This window comes from Streptacidiphilus anmyonensis (genome assembly GCF_000787855.1).
In the GTDB taxonomy this organism is placed as follows: domain Bacteria; phylum Actinomycetota; class Actinomycetes; order Streptomycetales; family Streptomycetaceae; genus Streptacidiphilus; species Streptacidiphilus anmyonensis.
On record NZ_BBPQ01000039.1, the window covers coordinates 5,215 to 23,612 of the forward strand.

Below are 18,398 nucleotides of genomic sequence, written 5' to 3' on the forward strand. Positions count from 1 at the left end.
GCCCAAGGGCCCCGCCGCTCAGGCGTTCGTCACATCCGGTGGCCGCGTTCAGGTGGCCGCGTCAGGTGTCCGGGTCCGCTGGCCGCGTCAGATGCGTGTGTCAGAGCGAGACGGTCGCCCGGAAGAGGTTCGCCGGGGCGCCGTCCTCGCTGGAGGCGGTGACGGCGGGGCTGCCGGCGGCGACGAAGCAGGACTGGCCGGGGGCCAGCGTCAGCTGATCGCCGCTCGCGTCCGTCAACGAGACACGGCCCTCGGTGCACAGCACGATCTGCGGGGTGTCGGTCGGCAGCGGCCTGCCGCCTTCGGCGCCGAGCCGGTAGCGGGAGAGGCGGAACTCGTCGATCGGCGCGGGGTAGAGCTCCTCCCCCGGGTGCTCCACCACGGACCGCGGCCGGATCACGCCCGGGTCCGTGGCCTCGAACTCCACCACCCGCAGCAGCTCCGGCACGTCGATGTGCTTCGGCGTCAGCCCCGCCCGCAGCACGTTGTCGGAGTTGGCCATGAGCTCCACACCCAGCCCGCGGAAGTAGGCGTGCGGCACGCCCGCTCCCAGGTACACGGCCTCGCCCGGCCGCAGCACCACGTGGTTGAGCAGCAGCGCGGACAGCAGCCCGGGGTCGGCCGGATAGTGGTCGGCCAGCGCGGCGTAGTCGCGCAGCATCACGACCTCGTCCGGCTCCGACGACTCCTCGGCCCGACGCAGCAGCGCGTCGCGGGTGGCGGCGACGAGCGGGACGACGGTGTCGGAGTCGAGGGTGAGCACCCAGGTGAGCGCCTCCCGCAGGGCCTCCGCCTCCGGCTTGGCACGCAGCACGTCCAGCACCGGGGAGAGGCCTGGGACGCCGAGGCGTTCCAGCAGCGCCACCGTCCCGGCGGGGGCGCGGAACCCGCACACGCCGGTGAACTCGTCCAGCGCGCACAGCATCTCGGGCTTGTGGTTCGCGTCCTTGTAGTTCCGCTCGCGCGCGGTGAGCGGCACCCCCGCCGCCTCCTCGGCCGCGAACCCCGCGCGCGCCTGCGCCAGGTCCGGGTGCACCTGCACCGACAGCGGCTCGCCCGCCGCCAGGACCTTGAACAGGAACGGCAGCGCCGGCCCGAACCGCTCGACGACCCGCGCGCCCAGCTCGCCCACCGGGTCCGCCGCGATCAGCTGGTCCAGCGAACGCGCGCCCTCACCGCGGTCGACGCCCGACGGCGCGCCCGGATGCGCACCCATCCAGAGCTCCGCCTGCGGTTCGTCGCCGGGCTCCACGCCCAGCAACGCGGGGATCGCCGTCCGCGAACCCCAGGCATACGGGCGGACGGTGTTGTCCAGACGATCCATGCGCTCTCTAGGTCCTCTCAGCGGCGAGCCCGAGATAGACGGCCGCGAAGTCGGTCAGTGCCACGAGTTCGGCCAGGGCCTCGACCGGGTCGGTCCGGGAGGAGCCGAGCTCGCGGAGGGCGACCTGGTGGTCCGCCGCGAGGCGGCGGGCCCGGGTCACGGTACGGCGTGTTCCCGGTGAATCGCTGTCCGGGAGGTGATCGGCCGGTGGCTCGCCGGTGACGTCGGGGGTGCCTTCGGCCTCCGGGTCGTCCGACACGCCGGGACGGTGGCGCAGCAGCACGACCTGGAGTCGCAGCGCGCCCTCGTCCTCGAGCCGGTCCCGGAAGAAGTCGTCGGGGTCGGCCGAGCCCGCCCCGAGCCCGCCGCTGAACAGGCCGCGCTGGGCGGCCATGGCCTCCGGCAGGACGCCGCAGAGCGCGGCCCGCCCGGCGTGGTCGGCGAGCATGGCGGTGAACCGGCCCGCGACCGCGGTGCCGCAGGGGCCGAGGCTCCACAGCAGCGGCAGGGTGGCGTCGAGCTGCACGGCGAGGGTCTTGGCCGGGTTGTCGTACGCGGCGGAGGAGGGGCGGCAGCGCACGGCCGCCTCGTCGAGGCGGTCGGCGGCGGCGTGCAGCGCCTTCTGCTCGCCGGGCAGCAGGCCGACGCGCAGCGCGAGGGCCAGCAGCGGGGTCAGCACGCCCCAGAAGTCCGACGGGTCCTCACGCGGCAGGTCCGCGTCCTCGTAGAGCGGCCGGCGCTCGTCCGGCTCGACGCCGGGCAGGTAGGGCAGCGGCAGGGCCCGCACCTGAAGTGCGGCCTGGCCGAGGCGGGAGCCGGTCGGCGCGATCACCACCAGCGAACAGCCGCGCGCGTAGGCGCGCTCGACCAGTTTGACCAGCCCCGGGACCTCGCCGTCCGTCGCGACGGCGATCAGCAGGTCCGACGGCGAGGCCCAGCCCGGCAGCGTCCACTCCGGTCCGGCGTCCTCGCCGGGCCCGGGGCGGAGCACCGCGACCTGGCAGACGCCTCCGCAGAGCGCGGCGAGCACGTCCCCCGCGGTGGCGGCACTGCCGTGCCCCGCGACCAGCACGGCACGCGGCCGTCCCTGCGGGCGCAGCGCGCCCAGGCCCGCCTCGTCGGCGGCCCGCAGCGCGGTGCGCATGCGCGCCCCCGCCGAGGCCAGCGCGAGCAGCGCGCCGCGCGCGTCTGCGCGCGCGAGGGCGTCGGTGTCGTCGAGCAGCCGCTCGTCGATCATGCCGGGCGACGCGCCTCGTCCACGAGCAGGACGGGGATCCCGTCCCGCACCGGGTAGGCGAGCCCGCAGTCGCTTCCGGTGCAGACCAGCTCCGACGCCTCCTCGTCCTCGCGCAGCGGCGCGTGGCACGCCGGGCAGGCGAAGATCTCCAGCAGTGCGGGTTCGATGCTCATGTCGCTGGCGCTCCGGAAGTCGGGGACGAATCAGTGTGCATGCAGGTTACTTGCACCACCAGGGGCGCGAGGAACCGCGCGGGCGACCATCTTCGCGCGGAACGCCGCCGCGCCCCACGGGCCCTGTGTCGGCAGGGAGCGACGGCGGCCCGTCCACGCGGGTCGGGGCGGCTTCCCCGGCCCTGGGCCGGGGAAGCCAGACCCACGTGCCGGAGCCGCGCGCGAGCCACGGAGTCCGGTGCACCTCATCGGTCCTTTGACGGCACAGGTCGAGAAGGAACCCGGCCGAGGGCCGCCGAGTCACGCCCGCGTGGCGGGACCCCCGCTCGAACGGGCGGAAGGGCTCGGCCGCCCACGGCCCTCCGTCCGCCCGGGTCGGGGCAGACAGACCCGGCCCCGGGGCTGGTGAGGCCGAACCCGCGTCGCCGAACCCGGCACCCGACGCAGGCGGGAGGACGCGCGTTGCCCCACGAGCCCCCGGTCCGCACGGGTCAGGGCGGCTCCCGGCCCACGGCGGAGAGTCGCCGCGTGGCGGAGCCGGCCGCCCGAACGAGCGGGAGGGCTCGCGTGCCCGCGCTTCTGTCCACGCAGGTCAGGCCCGATCCGGGCCGAAGGCCGGAAGGTGCCGTGGCGGAGCCGGTCGTCGGGCTCCTTCGAGCCGTCCGACCGGCGGGTCCGCCAAGGGGTGAGGGCCCCGAGGGCTGGGCGCTACGCGCGCACGACGGCGAGGACCTGGTCGCGCAGGGCGGCCATCTTGGACTCGTCGCGGGCCTCGACGTTCAGGCGCAGCAGCGGCTCGGTGTTGGAGGCGCGCAGGTTGAACCACCAGTCCGAGCCGGCGACCGTGAGGCCGTCCAGCTCGTCGAAGGTGACGCCCGGCTCGTCCGCGAAGGCCGCGCGCACCGCGGCCACGCGCTCCGCCTGGTCGGCGACGGTGCTGTTGATCTCGCCGGACTGGACGTACCGGTTGAACGCGGAGACCAGCTCCGACAGCGGCTTCGGCTGCTCGCCGAGCGCGGCCAGCACGTGCAGTGCGGCCAGCATGCCGGTGTCGGCGCGCCAGAAGTCGCGGAAGTAGTAGTGCGCGGAGTGCTCGCCGCCGAAGATCGCGCCGGACTTCGCCATCTCCTCCTTGATGAAGGAGTGGCCCACCCGGGTGCGCACCACGCGGCCGCCGTGCTCGGCGACGATCTCCGGGACGGCCCAGGAGGTGATCAGGTTGTGGATGATGACCGGCTCGGTCTCGCCCGCGGCCTGCGCCTTGGCCAGCTCGCGGACCGCGACCAGCGCGGTGATCGCGCTCGGGTTGACCGGGTCGCCGTTCTCGTCGACGACGAAGCAGCGGTCGGCGTCGCCGTCGAAGGCGAGGCCGAGGTCGGCGCCGATCTCGCGGACCTTGGCCTGGAGGTCGACCAGGTTCTTCGGGTCCAGCGGGTTGGCCTCGTGGTTCGGGAAGGTGCCGTCGAGCTCGAAGTACATCGGCACGACCTCGAGCGGCAGACCGCCGAGCACCGTCGGGACGGTGTGCCCGCCCATGCCGTTGCCGGCGTCGACGGCGACCTTGAGCGGGCGGATCGAGGTCAGGTCGACCAGGCCGCGCAGGTGGTCGGCGTAGGCCTGGAGCTCGTCCTGCTGGGTGATCGTGCCGGGGGTGGCGTCCGTCGCGGGGACGGTGACGCTGTCGTCCTCGTTCACCCAGGACTGGACCAGCTCGCGGATCTCCACCAGGCCGGTGGCCTCGCCGACCGGCGCGGCGCCCTTGCGGCACATCTTGATGCCGTTGTACTGGGCGGGGTTGTGGCTGGCGGTGAACATGGCGCCGGGCAGGTCGAGCTTGCCGCTGGCGAAGTACAGCTGGTCCGTGGAGCAGAGGCCGATCTCGACGACGTCGACGCCGCGCGAGGCCGCGCCCTCGGCGAAGGCGCGGGCGAGAGCCGGGGAGGAGGGGCGCATGTCGTGTCCGACGACGATCGCCTCCGCGCCGGTGACCTGCACGAAGGCGGCTCCGAAGGCCCGTGAGAGGTCGGCGTCCCACTGGTCCGGAACGACTCCGCGGACGTCGTACGCCTTCACGATCTGCTTGAGGTCACGCACTACGGCTCTCCGCCATTCTGTGGTCCTGGTCACACTTCTCCTGCCTTGCGCTGTGCACGATACCGGCTGCGCGTGAGCATGAGGTCAACGCCGAGTGACACAAGGGCGTAAGTGCTGGTCAGAGAGGGGCTCGCGGCGTCGCGTGGCCCTTGGAAGGGGGTGGTTTCAGGCCTCGGGTGAGAACTCGTCGGGAGTACGCAGCACCCGCAGGTGGCCACGGCGGCCGACTTCGGTCGGGTCGGCCTCGGAGCCGCCGTCCTGGCGGCGCGCCGGCGGGCGGGCGACCTCGCGGACGGCGTTGGCGAGCGCCTCCAGGTCGTCGCCGGAGGGCCGGATCGGGCCGGTCTCCACGTGGAGCCGGACGACCTCCCAGCCGCGCGGGGCGGTCAGCCGCTCGGAGTGCTCGGCGCACAGGTCGTAGCAGTGCGGCTCGGCGTAGGTCGCGAGGGGGCCGAGCACGGCGGTGGAGTCCGCGTAGACGTACGTCAAGGTCGCCACCGCGGGACGGCCGCAGGCGGTGCGCGAACAACGACGGACAGGGCTCACGACGTTGGACGGTACCGCACTCCTGACCGGGCCGCGAAGACTCTGCCCCGGATCCGGTCCCGTGTCGTCCCGCAGGGGCCTGTTCCCCCCGGTCGGAGCGGAGTTTCGGGGCGGGCGAGGGTTACTGTCGGTGGCAGCGGATACGCTTAGTCGTGATGGAGAGACCACCCGTATCCACGTCCGCCTCCGGAGCGACTCCCGGGGCACCCGGGGCCGCCGCCGGACCGCGGCGACGTCGGGACCGCCACGGCCGGGGCATGCGCGGGCCGCTGGCTCCGCGCCAGGTCCCGATCGCGCTCAGCCGCTCGGAGCTGTTCGACGAGTACGTGCGGGAGTCGGTGGAGCGGCTGGAGCGGCGCTGGCCGCAGCTGGAAGAGGTCGAGTTCGCCGTCCAGGACGTGCCGGCCCCGCTGCCGGGCGAGCCCGAGCCCGACATCGAGGACGTCCGCCCGGACGAGGTCCCGCTGGGCCGCCTGGTGGAGGCGGCGAAGGGCCGCCCCGCCCGCATCGTGGTCTACCGCCGCCCGGTGGAGATCCGCGCCAAGGGCCGCGAGGAGCGGGCCGCGCTGGTGCACGACGTGATGGTGGAGCAGGTCGCCGAGCTGCTCGGCGTCGAGCCGGAGGCGGTCGATCCCCGCTACGGCGAGGACTGACCGCGCCGGGCCCCGGGGGCCCGGCGCGCCGGGCGGCCAGCCCCCTGCACGCTGCCCTGCTTCACGCCGCCCTACTAGACCGCTGCCCTACTGCACCAGGATGGCCGGGTTCTGGATCACCGTGGGGATCAGGACCGTGGAGCCGTCGTCCGGGATCTGCTGGATCGTCAGACCGCTGTGGCCGCCGATCTCGCGGGCGGCGTAGACGGGCCCGCCCGAGGTCGGGGTGATGGTGACGGCGAAGGTCGACGCCCCCGAGGGCGCCTGCGGCTGGACGGCGACGGTCGAGCCGGCCGGGATCTGGACGGTCTTGTCCGTCGGGGTCCCGCCGCTGCCGAGAGAGCTCACGGTGACGGTGGCCGCGCCCGACGGGGCGGTCAGCAGCAGGGACGCGCCGGACTGGTTCCCGGCGACGGTGCCGCGACGCGTGACGGGGGCGCTGCCCGCGAGGTAGGCGATGTCGCCGTGGCCGGAGGCGAAGACCGACGCGACGAAGGGCGTGGGCGCCTTCGGGTCGGTGGGGGTGAGCCGGAGCGTCGCGGGCTCGCCCCGGGTCACGTCGCCGAGGTCGACGTAGTTCACCATGCCGGCCTTGACGTGGATGGTCTCGTGGCCGGCCGGAGTGATCCAGCCGCTCTGCGAGGCGAGCTGGATCTTGAGGTCGGCGTCGACGTCGCCGGGGACGGCGACGGTGAGGCCGAACTTGCTGACATCGCCGGGCAGGCCCGGGATCAGCGCGCTGGAGGCGAGCGTCGTCGGCGGGATCCAGTCCGCGCCGTTGCCGTCCTGGCTCTCGTGCAGCGCGGCGGCGAGCTGGCCGCTGCGGACGAGCACGTGGACGGCCAGGTTCTGGCCGTCGTTGCCCGGCTGCACCAGCGAGGAGAGCAGCAGCTGGCTGGTGCCGTGGGCGGGGATGTTGATGCTGGCCGCCGAGGTGGCGTCGACCTCGCCGTCCGCGCCGAAGATCTGGATGTCGGCGTCCGCGTTGGCGTCCTGACCGTTCGACAGCTCCAGGTACGCGGTGGTGCCCTTGTTCGTGTCGGCGCCGGCGAACCAGAAGTCGGTGCCGGACGGGGTGCAGCTGGTGCCGGACAGGGTGCCCCCGCCCGTGGTGGTCTGCTGGACCGTGAAGCCGGGCGCGAGGGCGCCCGAGGCGGTCGCGGCCATGCCGGGGGCGTTGCTGCCGGAGGCGGCCTTGGCGGTGGTGGTGCCACCCGCCTGGGTCTGCTGCGCGATCGGCGAGGCCGAGGCGGTCGCCCCGGCGGAGGCCGACGGCTGGCCGGACGCCGAGGGAGCGGCCTTCGCCGAGGCGGAGGCCGACGCGCCGGCGGAGGCCGACGAGGACGGCGAGGCGGAGCTGCCGGAGCCGGCCGTCGCCGAGCCGTTGATCGGCGTCGTCAGCGGCGTGAGCGTCGCCCCCGAACCGCCGGCCGCCGAACCGCCGCCGGCCGCCGAGGACCCGGCAGTGCCCGAGGACCCGGCGCTGCCGGCCGGGACGGCGAGGCTGTACTGGGTCGTGGCGGAGGAGCCCTGCAACGGAGGCGGGCAGAGCAGGCTGGTCTGCTGCACGGCGGTGCGGACGCTGTCGCCCGTCGCGGCGGCCTGGCCCTTGGGCGGCTGCGCTTCGGCGACGCCGAGGGCGAGCGCGAGGACCCCGAGCGCGCCCAGCAGGGACTGGGTGGTCCGGTTGATCATCTGGTGGTCAGCTCCCTGCTCGTCACTGCTCGTCGCGGCTGGTCAGCCACGGGTCGTCGGCGCCCAGCGAGCCGTACTGGCCCTGCCCGGCGTTCGCGTCGTGCCAGCCGTAACCCTGACCGGGCATGCCCGGCTCCTCGTGCTGCGGCTGGTAGCCCTGCTGCGGGTAGGCCTGGTGGGCCGGATCGCCGTAGGGGGGCTGCGGCTGGCCGCCGTACGACGGATCCGCGTAGCCGGGCTGGCCCGCGTAGCCGTCGTAACCCTCGTACCCGTACGGCCCGCCCTGCTGGGCGTCGTGCTGCGCGCCCTGCGGTACGCCCTGGTGGGCGCCCGGATCGGCGCCGTACTCCGGCCCGTACTCGGGCCCGTAGCCGGCGGCCTCCTGCCCGTATCCGCCGGAGAAGTCGGCGTACCCGTCGGGCGTGTAGGTGCTGTAACCGGCGCCGTACCCGTTCGGGTCGCTTCCGGTAGCGGCGTACGAGGGATCGGGCGCGCCCTGGGGCTGCCCGTTGCCGTCCGCCGCGGGAGCCGCCGCGGGGGCGCCCGACGGCGCGGACGTCGACTCCCCGGCGGCGTACACGCCCTGCTGGGCGGCCTCCTCCTCGGCTGCCTGCGCGCCGTCGGCGCCGGCTGCCGCCATGCGGCGGGCCCGGCGGGAGCCGGGGATCAGCGGCTGCTCGACGGCGGCCGCAGCCGCGGCCGCGGCGAGCTCGCCCTCCTCCGGCTGGTCGTCGTCGACGGTACGGCGGCGTCCCGGCAGGGCGAGGACGACCAGCGCGGCGGCGAGCACGCACTGCACGCCGATCCAGCCGGTGTGGACGATGCTCTCGTGGTAGCTCACCTCCAGCTTTCCGCCGGAGGCGGGCAGCGCGAAGCCCTGCGCCCAGCCGTCGACGGTCTTCGGCGTGAGGGCCTGGCCGTCGAGGGTGGCGGTCCAGCCGGAGTCGGCGGTGTCGGCGAGGCGCAGCACGCGCCCGTCGGAGCCCGCCGGGATGGTGGCGCTGGCGTCGACCGGCCCGGAGGGGACGGTGACGTCGGGGCTGCCCGCGGTGCGGATGAGGACCCGGCCGGTGCTCGCCTGGAGCCGCCAGAGGCTGTCGGCCTGCTGCTGGTTCAGGCGGGCGAGCCCCGCGGTGGAGTTGAGCGTCGCGGCGAGGGTGTCGTCCACGGGCGCGAGGACCTCGACGTACTGGATGCCGAAGTCCGCCAGCTGGGTCGCCTGGTCGCCGCCGGAGCCGGCGGTCAGGTCGCCGACCAGCTGGGCGAGCTGCGGCGAGGAGGTGTCCGCCGCCGCGCCCTCGCCGCCGCCGACGGTCGGCCCGGAGCCGCGCACCAGGGCGTAGGAGACGACCTGGCCCTGGTCGCCGGTGCGCAGCACCAGCGTGCGGATCTGGTCGCCGCTCTGGGACTGCTGGGCGATGAAGGCGGGGACGAGCGTGCCGTCCCCGCGCTGGATCGGGCCGGCCGCGCCGCGGATCAGCCACCAGCCCGCAGCCGCGATCGGCGCCAGGGCGGCGGCGAACAGGACGAGGGCGGCGACGGGCTGACGCCAGCCGAAGTTGATGGCGGCGACGCGCTCACGCGCGTGGTCCGCACCGATCGCGGCGGCGGCCAGCAGCGCGACACCGGCGACGAGGGTGGTGGGACCGCCCCAGACCGGCACGGGCGTCTGGCCCGCGCCGGGCACGACGGTGGTGCCGGCGACGACGACCGTGCCGACGAGACCGATGCCGGCCGCGCCCCAGGCGGCGACGACGGCGCGGCGGCGGTCGGCGCGCAGCAGCGCGGCGAGCGCGGCCAGCGGAATGCCGACGACGAGCAGGCCGGGGACGGTGCCCTTGCCGCCGGGGTCGAGGGTGAGCAGGTCCACCGGCGTGGCCGGCGAGCCGACGAGGCCGGGGATGCCGGCCTCCAGCAGGAAGCGGCCCGGGTGCGTCAGCAGGCCGAGCGACCACGGCGCGAGGACCAGCAGCGGCGTGCCGAGCATGGCCGCCACGCGCGGGGCCAGCCCGCGCAGCGCGCTGACCCCTTGGCCGAACGCTCCGCCGCGCAGGAACGCGCCGAGCAGCGCGACGGCGGCCAGCAGCAGGCCCAGCAGCCAGGCGAACGGCACGAACGCGGTGGACAGCGTGAGGGTGAACGCGGCGACCCAGGCGCTGCGCCAGCCGGGGCGGCCGCCTCGGGCGGCGGTCTCGCGGCGGATGCCGAGGCCGAAGGCGACGGCGGCGGCGCGGGCCAGCAGCGGCAGCAGGATGGCGAGGACGGCGGTGCCGATGCGTCCCTGCGCGATGGCGCCGGTCGCGGCGGGCAGCAGCGCGTAGGTGGCGCTGGCCCAGGCGCGGACCAGTCGGGAGTCGATGAGCGGCCGGGAGACCAGGTAGGCGGCGACGCCGGACAGCGGCACGGTCAGCAGCAACAGCAGCGAGACCGCGAGTCCGGGGTTGCCGAAGGAGAGGCTGGAGAGCGCGGCCAGCACGCCGAGGTAGGGCGGGGCGCTGCCGGCGGATCCGACGCCGACGGCCTGCCAGCCGCTGGCGTACTGCTGCCACAGGTCGGTGGCGCCGCCCGGGGTCGGCAGCAGCGCGCCGCCGTAGACCGAGCCGCCGGTGAGCAGCGAGCGGCAGGCGATCAGGGTCAGCACCAGCAGGCCCGCGAAAAGTACGGGCGCGGGCTTGCGGGCGATCCGCTTGAGCGTCGCGAACTGCTCGATCTCGAGGATGTCGTTGTCGTCGTCGACGGGACCGGACTCGACGGCGCCGTGCCGCGACGAGAAGGCCTCGCCCGCGCGCCCGCCGCCGAGTTCCGCGATCAGGTTCTCGGCGGCGGCCCGGGTGGTGGCGCCGAGCGCCGGGAAGAGGGTGCGGTCGTCGAGCGCGTCGCCGGTGCGGCTGCGCCCGCGTCGGGCGCGGCCCGCGAGCAGCGAGCCGAAGCGCAGCATGACGTGGCCGAGGCCGCCGATCTCGTCGAGCGCGAGGTGGGGGGTCTTGGCGAGGAGGTAGCCGAGGGCGCGCAGCACGGTGCTGACGTGGATCCGCAGCAGCAGGTAGGGCAGCAGCGCGGCGCGGGAGTTGGCGAGCAGCGTGTAGATGCCGCCGGCCTTGTCGATGCGGTGCGGGCGGTCGGGCCGGGCGCAGTCGATGGGGCGGCGCTCGCGGCTGGCGGCCTCCGCGTGGCGGACGACGGCGTCGGGCGCGACGACGGTGCGGTGGCCCGCGGCGGCGACGCGCCAGCACAGGTCGACGTCGTCGCGCATCAGCGGCAGTTGCTTGTCGAAGCCGCCGAGCTGGTCGAAGACGTCACGGCGGATCAGCATGCCCGCGCTGGAGACGGAGAGGACCGGGCGGACCTGGTCGCGCTGGCCCTGGTCCTGCTCGCGGCGGTCGAGGCCGGTCCAACGGCGGCCCGAGCGGGCGATGCTGACGCCGACCTCGAGCAGCTGGCGCCGGTCGTACCAGGAGCGGATCTTGGGGCCGATGACGGCGGCGGTCGGGGTGGTCTCGGCGACCTGGAGCAGCTTGCGCAGGGCGTCCGGCGCGGGCTCGCAGTCGTCGTGGAGCAGCCAGAGCCACTCGACGGGCTCGGTGTTGCGCGCGCCGCGCAGCTGCTCGGCGGCGAGCTCGTCGTGGTGGCCGAGCGGGTCGCCGAACTGGTCGTGGCCGCCGTGCTCCGGGTCGAGCGGGTCGTAGCCGTTCGGGATGGCGTAGGGCAGGTTCTCGGCGTAAAGCGGCGTGAGGCCGCGCACGCTCTCGTTGACAGCCGTGCCGAATCCGGTGCGCCGCCCGTACTGGAGCACGGCGTCCTGGCCGAGCGCGTCGGCGAGCAGGCGCGGGGTGGCGTCGGTGGAACCGGTGTCGGCGGCCACGACGCGCTGCACGGGCCGGTCCTGCTCGAGGAGGCCGCGCAGGGTCTGCGGCAGCCAGCGGGCCCCGTCATGGGCCACGACGACGGCGGTGACCAGGTGCCGGGGATAAGCCGGCGGGCGCCCTGCGCCCGGGTGCCCTGGGAGCTGATGGGTGTAGGCAGACATCGCTTGTGACGGACCCCGGTTCGCTGATCGCTACGACGCGTGCGCGCGTCAGGCGCACCGCTGGCGGACCACACTAACGGGTTGTCGTGAAGCGCGGTGAGGGCCGTCGGGCGATTCGGGTCCGCCCGCCTTCCGGGGGAACCTCTCACCTGCGCGTCGGCGTCCAGCTCTACGAAGGGTGTCCGGTTGCGTTGACGTCCGACCGGTTCCGCCGCGTCCGCAGGCCCGTCACCCTTCGAGCAAGTATGCGATATGCGGAGGAATCGGACGTGGCCTGTTGACGGGCGGTCAGATCACGGCCTTCTTCAGGCGGCGGCGCTCACGCTCCGAGAGGCCGCCCCAGATGCCGAAGCGCTCGTCGTTGGCCAAGGCGTACTCGAGGCACTCGTTGCGGACCTCGCAGGCGAGGCAGACCTTCTTGGCCTCACGGGTCGAGCCGCCCTTCTCCGGGAAGAAGGACTCCGGGTCGGTCTGGGCGCACAGCGCGCGCTCCTGCCAGCCGAGCTCCTCCTCGACTTCTGCCTCGTCGCCGACGACCAACAGATCAAAGAGCTCGCTCATGCGCGCGCCTCCTACCCCTCGTGCTCGTGCATCCCCGTGATGCGTCCGTGACCTGATGCGGCTTTGGACACGGGTGAAATTACATGTGCGTTCTTTCGCCGCCGTCAAGCCGCGGTCTGGTATTGGGTCCCGGATTCACTCCCCGGAACCACACGGTCACCATAAGTGTGCAAATCCGGACAAACCGGAGCTGCGGCTACCGCTGAGCGAAAGCTCGTCGGGATGCGTTGCAGGCGGCGTTCCCGCTCATCCGCACCTCCAAACCCAGAAGGTGGTTTATCCACCGATCAGGTGATGTAGCCCCACACGCCCCCGTCGGAACGGAGCGCAAGTTGACAAAGGCGGTCTTGACAAGGTCTGCTTGCGGCATGTCTACGCACCGCGCCTCGTCGAGCAGCCGTCTCCACGGCTCGCTTCGTCGTGCCGCGAGTGCGCTGTGTTGTCGCTGTCGCTAGGGCCTCATTCCTCCCCCAGCCGACAGCCCCGGGCACGGACGTGTCCTCGAGGGCGACACCTCTAGGACGACACAGCCGTGACCTCCTCGCGCTCCGCCGCAACCGCCTCCGGTCTCTCCTCCGGCCCCTCCGCCTTCCGCGACGGCCTCAGCGACGTCAGCATCGCCGGCGACCCGCTCGCCTGGCCGCATCTCGCGCCCGAGCCGCTCGCCCACCCGACCACCGTCGGCGACTTCGCCGCGCTCGCCCGCCGCGTCGCCGCGGACCGCGACCGCTGGGAGCCGCTGGTCCGCTACGACGCGCTGACGCGCTGGTACGCCCGGCTGGAGACCGGTCCCGGTTACGAGGTGTGGCTGCTCAGCTGGCTACCGGGCCAGGGCAGCGGCGCCCACGACCACGGCCGCTCCTCCGCCGTGATGACCGTGCTCCAGGGCGAGCTCACCGAACTCGGCGCCGGTCGCGGTCCGCGCGCGCTCGGCGCGGGCGCGCAGCGCGTCATCGCCCCCGACTACGTCCACGAGGTCGTCAACGACACCCTGGAGCCCGCCGTCAGCCTGCACGTGTACTTCCCGGGGCTGACGCAGATGACGCCGTACCCGGGGCACGTGCTGCGCCGGGCGACGGCCGAGGGTCAGGGCGCTCTGCTCGCCTGAGCCCGAACGCGTCGGCCCGCGATCGCCAGGCGGATCCGACGACCACCAGCCCGAGCGCCGCGAGATAGGCCGGCTGCTGCACGTCCCCGCCGTAGACGTAGTCGAGCAGACCCGCGACCGGCACGCCGAGCCACTCCCACCGGCCCTCCAGCGCGGCGAGCGCGATCAGCAGCAGGCTGTACCAGGGGTAGCTGGGCGTCGCCAGCAGCAGCGCGGTCCCCGTCACCGTCAGCGCGCCGCGCCAGGGCCGCTCCCGATCGCCGCGCAGCGCGACGGCGAGGGCGACGCCCGCCAGCACGGCGGCCGCCAGCAGCCCGAGCCGGGCCTGCGGCACCGGCAGCAGCGCCAGCAACCCGAACCGCTGGCCCTGGTCGTACCCCTCCTGCTGGAGGTAGCCGGGCAGGAAACCGATGACGCCGAGGCCCGAGGCGAGGACGTACGGCAGGTAGGCGACCGCGAAGGTCCCGACGGCGGCGGCCGTGAGCCGCAGTCGTCCGCCGCGTCGGGCCAGCGCGCCCGGGACCACCACGGCCGGGATCAGCTTCACCGCCGTCGCCGCCCCCAGCAGCGCTCCCGCGAGCCCCGGCCGTCGACCGGAGGCGGCCGCGGCGAGACCGAGCAGCGCGAGCAGCACCCCGAGGGTGTCCACGTGCGCGTCGTTGACCGACCAGATCGCGACACCGGGACACCATGCCCACAGCCCCGCCCAGGCCGCGGGCGCCCGCCGGGCGCGCAGCATCCGCAGCAGCACCACGGTGACGCCGATCGCCAGCAGCGCGCCGAGCAGCTGGGCGACGCGGACGGTCCCGCCGAGCAGGTGCAGCAGCAGGAACCAGACCTCGGCGAGGGGCGGGTAGATCGTGTGCACGGTCGGACGGTTGATGTGCGTGCAGATCTGCGCCGCCTGGTGCAGGTCCCATCCGCGGCACACGGTGTTCGCGGCATGTGGCGGGAAGAGCGCGGGCGCCTGGGCCCGCAGGCCGGCCAGCGCCGGGTCGACGGGCGTGTAGGCGTAGGGCGAGATGCCGGCCGCCTGCACCTGGCCGTCCCAGACGTAGCGGTAGACGTCGTCGCTGGTGCGCGGCGCGGCGAGCAGCCCCGTCACGGCGACGGCCGCGCCGCCGAGCAGCACCAGGGCGCGGGCGGCGCGCTCGGGCAGGCCGCGTCCGAGCAGCGCGAGCAGCAGCGCCGAGGCGAAGAGCAGGCCGTCCGCCAGGTACCACCCGTGCAGCGGGCCGCGACGGCCGAGGGTGCCGCCGCCGGTGAAGGTCCGCGCCAGCGCGAGGACGAGCGCGAGCAGGACGGCGGAGCAGGCGAGGGTGCGGAGCTTGGCGGCCACGGGACCACCGTGGCATCGCGTCAGCCGCCGAGGGAGAGCGGACGGCCCGACGTCCGCGTTCCGTAAGACCTGCGGACCGCGCTACCCGCGCTACCCGCGCTGGTCGGCGTGGGCCGCGTCGTACCGGTCCTGGGCCGCGAGGATCGCGGGCATCGCGTGGTGCAGGTGCTCGATCAGGTCGAACAGCTTGGCGGCGGTCTCCTGGCCGAGCGGGGTGAGGCGGTACTCGACGTGCGGCGGCATGGCGGCGACGACTCGCCGGTCGGCGAACCCGTCGCGCTCCAGCGTGTGCAGCGTCTGGGACAGCATCTTCTCGCTGATCCCGTCGACCTTGCGCCGGACCTCGCCGAAGCGGGCCACGCCCAGCTCGCGCAGGGCGGCCAGCACGAGGACGCCCCAGCGTCCGGTGATGTGCTCCAGCGCCGGGCGTGAGGGGCAGTTTCGCGCGAACACGTCGAAGTCGTCCTCGACGGGGGCGAGGGCGGGGGCGGGGGTCTGCGCGTCAGCCATGCCGCCAGAGTAACCGTTGGGCTAACCATTCGGAAGCACTAACTTTTTGTTTGCACTTCCTCTGAGTTAGTGCCATGCTCAACGGCATGACGAACCCCGTGATCTCCATTGCCTTCCACTCCGGCTACGGCCACACCGCCGTCCTCGCCGAGGCCGTCCGCGACGGGGCCGCCGAGGCCGGCGCGACGGTGCACCTGATCCCCGTCGACGCGATCACCGAGGAGCAGTGGTCCCTGCTGGACGCCTCCGACGCGATCGTCTTCGGCTCGCCGACCTACATGGGCACCGCGTCCGCCGCGTTCCACGCCTTCGCCGAGGCGTCCTCCAAGCGCTGGTTCGGCTCGCAGTGGAAGGACAAGCTCGCCGCCGGGTTCACCAACTCCGGTTCCAAGAGCGGCGACAAGCTGAACACCCTGCAGTTCTTCACGGTCCTGGCCGCGCAGCACGGCATGCACTGGGTCAACCTCGGCCTCCACCCGGGCTGGAACTCCAGCGAGGCCTCCGAGCACGACCTCAACCGCCTCGGCTTCTTCCTCGGCGCGGCCGCCCAGTCCAACGTCGACGAGGGCCCGGACGCGGTCCACAAGGCGGACCTCGCGACGGCCGAGCACCTCGGCCGCCGGATCGCCGAGACCGCGAAGCGCTTCGCGCCCGCGGCCTGAGTCCGCATCCGCGGGGCGCGAGGAACCGCCCTGTGAGCCGCCCCTGTGAGTCTTCGGCCGGGCCGGGGGCGGCTTCGGCCGAAGGCTCACGTCGGCGCACGGCGTCCTCGGGCCGGAAGCGGGACTGCGGTCGGCATGACCCTCGCGGACCCGGTCCGGGACCCGCGACACCGCCCACCCGAACCGACCAGGCCACGCAGGGCGAGCCGGCTCCGCACCGAGCCCAGCCCACCCCGGGCCGGCCCACCCGGGACGGCCGAGCCACCCACGTCGGCCGAGCCGGCACAGAGCCCAGCTCGGCCCACCTTGGCCGGCCGGGCCCAGGGCTCGACGGGACGGCCCTCCGGGCCGACCCGGCCGGTATCAGTTCCGGGCGTGCGGCAGCACCAGCTCCAGGAAGTCGCGGCCGTCCGAGTGCCAGCCGCCTGCGGCGGTGAATCCCGCGGTCTCCGCGATCCGGATCGTCGCAGACTTCCCCAGGCGGGCCCAGGGGAAGGTCGGTCCGAGGCGGCCCGCGCCGTCCTCCAGACGGACGGTCAGCCGTTCGTCGACCTCGGCCGGTTCCACCTCGACGAGCAACCTGCCACCCGGGGCCAGCAGCTGCGCGACCCGGCACAGCAGCGCGGACGGATCTCCCCCGATCCCGAGATTGCCGTCGGCCAGCAAGCCGGTGGCCCAGCGCCCCTCCCCCGGCAGGCGGTCGAAGACCGACCGGCACAGGGCGCTGCCGCCGAGGCCGATCGTCCGGGTGACCGCCGCCGGGGTCACGTCGACGCCCAGAGCGGGCAGGCCGTGCCGTTGCAGTGCGGTGACCAGGCGCCCCGGGCCGCAGCCGATGTCGAGGGTGGGGAGACCCCGCCACAGCGCCCTGTTGACCAGCGTCGAGTCTGCGCTGTCGGGCTCCGCGCACCAGCGTTCGACATGGAGGGGGATGCGGTGGCGGCCGTCCTCGGTGCGGAGCCAGAGCGGGCCGCGACCGGTGCGCATCGCGGTCGCGAAGGGGTCGTCCGTGCGACCCCAGCCGAGCACCGGCGTGGAGAGATAGGCGCTCACCCGACCAGCGCGCTTTCCGAGCGCGCCTGCCGACGCGCTTCCGTGCGCGCCTCCCGGCGCGCTTCCCGCCACCGCGCGGCGAACCCGGACCCGGGCGCCAGCGCGGCGACGTCGTCCGCCGTCGCCGGTGTGTCGACGTCCGTCAGCTCCGGGAGCTCCCGCACGCGCAGGCCCTCCGCCGCGAGCCGGGCCCGCAGGCCCGCGCCCGTCGTCGACGTGGACATCGGCAGGTCGTGGAGCAGGCGCTCGGCCAGCCGCGGCTCGGGACGGGCCAGACCGAAGGCCCAGAAGCCGCCGTCCGCCGCCGGACCGAACCAGGCGTCGACACCGCTCCGCCCCGCGGGCGCCAGCGGTTCGGCGAGGGTACGGGCCGCCAGCTGCGGGGTGTCCATGCCGACCAGCAGCGCGGGCGCCGGCCCGGCCGCCGCCGCGAACGCCGCGGCCAGGCGGCGGTCGAGGCCGCCCTCGACCTGCGGGACCACGTCCCATCCCGGACGCAACCAACGTCCCGGCAGTCCGTCCAGGACCAGCACCCGTCGCGAGGCGGGGACCTGTTCGAGCGTCAGCATCGTGTCCACGAGCGCCGCCTCCGCCACCGCCGCGGCCTGCTCGGAGCTGATCTCCGACGTCAGCCGGGTCTTGACCCGGCCCGGCACGGGCGACTTCGCCAGCAACAGCAGCACCGGCGCGGGCGCGGCCAGGATCGCGCTCATGTCGCGCACGGCCTGACGGGTGCCGCGCAGCGTGCCGGTCACCTTGGAGCGGCCGGCGCGCGGCCGGTAGGCGACGGGCACCTCCGCGAGTCGCATCCCGGCGGCCGAGGCGGCGAGGACCATCTCCAGCGGATAGCCCGAGCGCCGGTCGCCGAGGCCCAGCGCCAGCAGCCGGTCGCGGGCGGCGATCCGCATCGGGCCGAGGTCGTGCAGCGGCGCGCCCGTCCGCGCGCGCAGTCGGCGCGCCAGTTCGGCGTTGGCCAGCCGTGCGTGCGCCGGCCAGGCCCCGCGCCCGGCCGGGACGCGGCGACCGAGCACCAGTTCCGCGTGCCCTGTCGCCAGCGGCGCGAGCAGCCGGGGCAGCTCGGCCGGGTCGAGCGAGGCGTCGCAGTCGCAGAAGGCGACGTAGGGGGCGCGGGCCGCCAGCAGCCCGGCGTGGCAGGCGGCGCCGAAGCCGCGCCTCGGCTCGCGGACGACCGTCGCCCCCAGCGAGGCGGCCAGTTCGGCCGAGCCGTCCTTCGAGCCGTTGTCCACGACGATCGGCCGCACGCCGCGCGGCACCCGGCCGAGCACCCACGGCAGGGCCTCGGCCTCGTCCAGGCAGGGCAGCACGAGATCGACGGTCACGCCCGCGTCGGCCGCGTCGGCCCGGTCGGATGCGTAGTCGCAAGCTCCGTCAGCGTTGTCCATGGCCCTCACGCTA

General features: G+C 74.7%; 15 protein-coding genes and 1 pseudogene. 3 read left to right on the forward strand and 13 right to left on the reverse strand.

All coding sequences use genetic code 11. From position 1 onward, the window contains the following. Positions 1-100 precede the first annotated feature (100 nt). From manA to TR50_RS27300, 5 genes are all read right to left on the reverse strand, one after another. Positions 101-1,324, reverse strand: coding sequence for a mannose-6-phosphate isomerase, class I (manA, locus tag TR50_RS27285; protein WP_042427571.1), 1,224 nt, complete (start codon positions 1,322-1,324; stop codon positions 101-103). Between the two features lie 7 nt (positions 1,325-1,331). Continuing rightward, complete coding sequence (locus TR50_RS27290; protein WP_042427573.1) at positions 1,332-2,561, reverse strand: SIS domain-containing protein; 1,230 nt, start codon at positions 2,559-2,561, stop codon at positions 1,332-1,334. After that, a complete protein-coding gene (locus TR50_RS44670) occupies positions 2,558-2,734 on the reverse strand; it encodes a Trm112 family protein (RefSeq protein ID WP_084701051.1) in 177 nt (58 codons plus the stop codon). Before TR50_RS44670 ends, TR50_RS27290 begins: the two co-directional genes overlap by 4 nt. Positions 2,735-3,442: 708 nt before the next feature. Next, the gene (locus TR50_RS27295; protein ID WP_042427577.1) at positions 3,443-4,828 is read right to left on the reverse strand and encodes a phosphomannomutase/phosphoglucomutase; all 1,386 of its coding nucleotides are present in this window, start codon (positions 4,826-4,828) and stop codon (positions 3,443-3,445) included. A gap of 165 nt (positions 4,829-4,993) precedes the next feature. Beyond that, positions 4,994-5,449, reverse strand: a complete 456-nt coding sequence (locus TR50_RS27300) for a DUF3499 domain-containing protein (RefSeq protein ID WP_084701065.1) — start codon at positions 5,447-5,449, stop codon at positions 4,994-4,996. A gap of 182 nt (positions 5,450-5,631) precedes the next feature. Here TR50_RS27300 and TR50_RS27305 point away from each other — a divergent pair, with 182 nt between their 5' ends. After that, a complete protein-coding gene (locus TR50_RS27305) occupies positions 5,632-6,027 on the forward strand; it encodes a metallopeptidase family protein (protein ID WP_042387839.1) in 396 nt (131 codons plus the stop codon). 87 nt (positions 6,028-6,114) lie between these two features. On the opposite strand, the gene TR50_RS47075 is transcribed toward TR50_RS27305, so the two are convergent. From TR50_RS47075 to TR50_RS27320, 3 genes are all read right to left on the reverse strand, one after another. Continuing rightward, entirely contained in the window at positions 6,115-7,722 is a 1,608-nt protein-coding gene (locus tag TR50_RS47075; RefSeq protein ID WP_052441368.1) for a DUF5719 family protein, read from the reverse strand. A gap of 22 nt (positions 7,723-7,744) precedes the next feature. Further along, positions 7,745-11,749 (reverse strand): glycosyltransferase, encoded by a 4,005-nt coding sequence (locus TR50_RS27315; RefSeq protein ID WP_042427581.1) that lies wholly within the window; start codon positions 11,747-11,749, stop codon positions 7,745-7,747. Positions 11,750-12,037: 288 nt separating this feature from the next. Next, positions 12,038-12,310 (reverse strand): WhiB family transcriptional regulator, encoded by a 273-nt coding sequence (locus tag TR50_RS27320; protein ID WP_042372301.1) that lies wholly within the window; start codon positions 12,308-12,310, stop codon positions 12,038-12,040. A 616-nt stretch (positions 12,311-12,926) separates the two neighbouring features. Between TR50_RS27320 and TR50_RS27325 the strand changes: the two genes are divergently transcribed. Further along, positions 12,927-13,418, forward strand: a complete 492-nt coding sequence (locus TR50_RS27325; RefSeq protein ID WP_042427693.1) for a cysteine dioxygenase — start codon at positions 12,927-12,929, stop codon at positions 13,416-13,418. On the opposite strand, the gene TR50_RS27330 is transcribed toward TR50_RS27325, so the two are convergent. Together TR50_RS27330 and TR50_RS27335 are read right to left on the reverse strand one after the other, a co-directional pair. After that, on the reverse strand, positions 13,315-14,757 hold the full coding sequence (locus tag TR50_RS27330) for a glycosyltransferase 87 family protein (protein ID WP_052441370.1): 1,443 nt from the start codon (positions 14,755-14,757) through the stop codon (positions 13,315-13,317). The two genes, TR50_RS27325 and TR50_RS27330, sit on opposite strands and share 104 nt — an antisense overlap. A gap of 90 nt (positions 14,758-14,847) precedes the next feature. Further along, a complete protein-coding gene (locus tag TR50_RS27335) occupies positions 14,848-15,267 on the reverse strand; it encodes a winged helix-turn-helix transcriptional regulator (RefSeq protein ID WP_042427583.1) in 420 nt (139 codons plus the stop codon). A gap of 86 nt (positions 15,268-15,353) precedes the next feature. Here TR50_RS27335 and TR50_RS27340 point away from each other — a divergent pair, with 86 nt between their 5' ends. Beyond that, entirely contained in the window at positions 15,354-15,929 is a 576-nt protein-coding gene (locus TR50_RS27340; protein ID WP_042427699.1) for a flavodoxin family protein, read from the forward strand. 363 nt (positions 15,930-16,292) lie between these two features. On the opposite strand, the gene TR50_RS27345 is transcribed toward TR50_RS27340, so the two are convergent. The 3 genes and pseudogenes from TR50_RS27345 to TR50_RS48220 all read right to left on the reverse strand — a co-directional run. After that, on the reverse strand, positions 16,293-16,982 hold the full coding sequence (locus TR50_RS27345; RefSeq protein WP_152648673.1) for a class I SAM-dependent methyltransferase: 690 nt from the start codon (positions 16,980-16,982) through the stop codon (positions 16,293-16,295). Then, the gene (locus TR50_RS48215; protein WP_236654612.1) at positions 16,979-17,551 is read right to left on the reverse strand and encodes a TIGR04282 family arsenosugar biosynthesis glycosyltransferase; all 573 of its coding nucleotides are present in this window, start codon (positions 17,549-17,551) and stop codon (positions 16,979-16,981) included. Before TR50_RS48215 ends, TR50_RS27345 begins: the two co-directional genes overlap by 4 nt. Positions 17,552-17,635: 84 nt before the next feature. Continuing rightward, a pseudogene (locus TR50_RS48220) lies at positions 17,636-18,322 on the reverse strand (glycosyltransferase family 2 protein); the annotation flags it as partial. Between the last annotated feature and the right edge of the window lie 76 nt (positions 18,323-18,398).